Here is a 2680-nt window from a genome sequence, read left to right as displayed (position 1 = left end):
GCAATGATTGGGGAAGAAGGCCTGTTCGATGACATCAGGTTCCCGGTCGATCGGCCTGATGGGTACATCGATGGCTATAGCTCCGACCCCACCGCGTACGCCCTGCGCATCCGCGGCGATGGTCTTCATCCCGCACTTCGAGACGGGCACTACATTGCTGTTGAGCCCGCCGCACGATGCGAGCCTGGTGAGTACGTAGTCATCGTGCTCGATGACGGCACCACGATGGTGAAGGAGTTCATGTTCGAGCGCTCCGGCAGCGTGACGGTACTCAGCGTGAATACTGGCAAGCGCTCCACCTTCGATCGCGCCAGCATCAAACACATGCACGCGATCGTTGCCGAGGTATCCGCCAGTCGTTGGCACCGAGCGTGAGGACGCCTACGGGCGAATTCTTTCTCGACGCAGCGCGTCATCTGATGCGCCGTAGACGCGCTCGCCCGCAAGCCGACGGAAAAGCCGGACGCTTGGCCCTCGAATAGTTGATCACACTGAGTGGTTTACTTAGCACAATAAGCTTAGCGCGCTAAGATGGCGTCCGACTCAACCCCGGACCATCAATGCGCCGCTCAAGTCTCCTAACATCCCCACCCGGCATCCGCTCGGCTGCTAAGCCAATTGCCGCATGCGACGTCGTTCACGTACTGCGCAGCTACCGCTGCCACTACCACCCCAACGACCGCAACGGCTTCCCGGCCGCCTGCGACACCGGCGTCCTGCCTATCGTGCAGGTCAAGGCCCGCGACGCTGAGCACGCGCAGCGCATCGCCCACCAACTGACCGGCTGTTCCATCAGCAACGTCGAGCGCATCGACGAGGCGGCGGCATGAGCGCGAGCCACGCGCACTTCCCCCTCGAAGCATGGGCCGACCGCAATCCGCGCGTCCGCTGGCCCCTCGTGTACCTGCTGCTGCTCCTGCTTTGGGGCTTCGGCGGCTGGATCGCGCCCACCGACTTCTGAGCCCGCTCCTGCGAGAACACCCTTCTACGGAACCATCATGAACACCACCACACAGACGAAATCAGCCGCTGCCGATCCCGCAGCCGTGCGCAGTGAAGAGGCCGCCTCCCCCACCTCCGAAGCGTGGCTGAAGTTCCCCGTCCATCCTTCACGGATCCTCAGTCTGCGAGAGACTTTCGAAGCCGGGGCCGCCCTTCCGGATGAAGAACTCAAGGTGTTTCTGGAAGGGTTCAGGGAGCAACTCCTTCACGAGAATCTTCCTTGGATGAGCGCACTGATGGCCGGCGATATCCGCGATATCGGCCACGAAAAGTATCGGATCGGCTGGCGGCATGGCCTCATCTGGGGCACGTCGATCGGCAGTCTGGCTGCCCTTCTCTCCGTGGCAACGGGCATGTACTGGGCAGGAGCATGACCAGTACTGCAACCTGCATTCAGGTGGCACCGGAGCGCGGTTGCGTGCTGTGCCGCTACGGCGCGTACGACGCGAACGGTGAGCGCATTTGCACATGCCCCGACGCCGGCCTGCCGACGCCAATGCCCGTCGCGCTTGTGCGCGACGCCCTCGGCGCCTGCGGCCCAGAGGCTCGCTTCCTCGACTTCGCTGGCATGCGCGCCTGACGCCCTGCACAGCCCTTCCACATTCCAACGCCACCAACTTCATGATCATCATCACGACCGCAACCGGCGCCGAGGTGTCGCTCAAGCATCCACTGCCCGGCACCATCGACCTGCGGACGATCGGGCATCACCTCAGCCTCCTCAATCGCTTCACTGGTGCAACCTGCAGGCCGTACAGCCTGGCCGAGCACTCGCTGCTCATCTGCAGGATCGCCGAGCGCGAACTCGACCTCGATGTGCACGGCCAGTTCGCGGCGCTCATGCTCACCGCGCACAAGGCCTATGTCGGCGACCTGTCCGCCGCCGCTGAAGACGAAATCGGCGCCCCCTGGATCACCCTGGAAAACCGATTCGTCCGTTTGATCCGCAACGGCTTCGCGCTGAACGTTGCTCACGCCGCGCACGCCCAGGGGCTGCTCAAGGCGGCATTGATTGCAGAGGCCACCGCACGCGCGCAGCTCCTTCCGAACCCCGGTACACCGCCTCCTCTTCTCCCCGGCGTCAAGCCGGTGACTTGGGTCAACCTGATGTCGCCCGCGTGCCGCGACACCCCTTGGTCGGGCTGGCGAAACGCGTTCATTGAGCGCGCCGACTCGCTCGATTTCCAACGCCAACAGTTCGCAAGCCGCCTGGTCCACTGAACGCAACCTCGGACGAACCATGGAAACCATCCGCGAGATCGCTCTCGACCAGTTGCACGAGAGCCCCTTCAATCCCCGGCGCACCTTCACCGGCATCGACGACCTGGCGGCGAACATCGTCGCAGAAGGCCGTATCCACCAGCCGATCCTAGTTCGCCCCCGGCCCCACGGCGCCGGCTTCGAGATCGTCTTCGGGCACCGGCGTGTCCGGGCTGCTCGTTTCGTCGACCTCGCGACTGCACCGTGCATGGTGCGCGACATGACCGACGGGCAGTCCCGCAGCGCTCAGGTTGCGGAGAACCTGCAGCGCGTCGACGTGCACCCGCTCGAAGAAGCCGAGGGCTTCATGTCGATGATGCAGAACGACGGCCTGTCCGCAGAGGACCTCATTGCGAAGTTCGGCAAGAGCCGCACCCACATCTACAACCGCTTGAAACTGCTCGATGCGGGCCCGGCG

Annotated in this window: 7 protein-coding genes; all 7 read left to right on the top strand. The window is 64.0% G+C overall.

The features are described 5' to 3' along the window. Positions 1–375, top strand: a 375-nt coding sequence (locus AC1DXV_RS33600) for a S24 family peptidase (protein WP_477937892.1), incomplete at its 5' end; no start/stop codon positions are given. Between the two features lie 185 nt (positions 376–560). Beyond that, positions 561–830, top strand: a complete 270-nt coding sequence (locus AC1DXV_RS33595) for a hypothetical protein (RefSeq protein WP_477872416.1) — start codon at positions 561–563, stop codon at positions 828–830. Then, complete coding sequence (locus AC1DXV_RS33590; protein ID WP_465112046.1) at positions 827–961, top strand: hypothetical protein; 135 nt, start codon at positions 827–829, stop codon at positions 959–961. Before AC1DXV_RS33595 ends, AC1DXV_RS33590 begins: the two co-directional genes overlap by 4 nt. Before the next feature lie 37 nt (positions 962–998). Next, a complete protein-coding gene (locus AC1DXV_RS33585; RefSeq protein WP_477874671.1) occupies positions 999–1376 on the top strand; it encodes a hypothetical protein in 378 nt (125 codons plus the stop codon). Then, positions 1373–1582, top strand: a complete 210-nt coding sequence (locus AC1DXV_RS33580; RefSeq protein ID WP_477937890.1) for a hypothetical protein — start codon at positions 1373–1375, stop codon at positions 1580–1582. The genes AC1DXV_RS33585 and AC1DXV_RS33580 overlap by 4 nt, the downstream gene beginning before the upstream one ends. A 41-nt stretch (positions 1583–1623) precedes the next feature. Further along, positions 1624–2223, top strand: coding sequence for a hypothetical protein (locus tag AC1DXV_RS33575; protein WP_477937888.1), 600 nt, complete (start codon positions 1624–1626; stop codon positions 2221–2223). A 19-nt stretch (positions 2224–2242) separates the two neighbouring features. Next, positions 2243–2680 (top strand): ParB/RepB/Spo0J family partition protein (locus tag AC1DXV_RS33570; protein WP_477937886.1); only part of this gene is annotated, 438 nt, incomplete at its 3' end.

It is taken from the genome of Rhizobacter sp. P3_C12, from assembly GCF_056402735.1.
The sequence above is the reverse complement of the archived record's forward strand: the minus strand, read 5'-3'. Positions and strand labels throughout refer to the sequence as shown.

Coding starts and splice junctions, on each gene's coding strand:
- AC1DXV_RS33595 (WP_477872416.1), top strand. CDS start 561: ATGCGCCGCTCAAGTCTCCTAACATCCCCACCCGGCATCCGCTCGGCT.
- AC1DXV_RS33590 (WP_465112046.1), top strand. CDS start 827: ATGAGCGCGAGCCACGCGCACTTCCCCCTCGAAGCATGGGCCGACCGC.
- AC1DXV_RS33585 (WP_477874671.1), top strand. CDS start 999: ATGAACACCACCACACAGACGAAATCAGCCGCTGCCGATCCCGCAGCC.
- AC1DXV_RS33580 (WP_477937890.1), top strand. CDS start 1,373: ATGACCAGTACTGCAACCTGCATTCAGGTGGCACCGGAGCGCGGTTGC.
- AC1DXV_RS33575 (WP_477937888.1), top strand. CDS start 1,624: ATGATCATCATCACGACCGCAACCGGCGCCGAGGTGTCGCTCAAGCAT.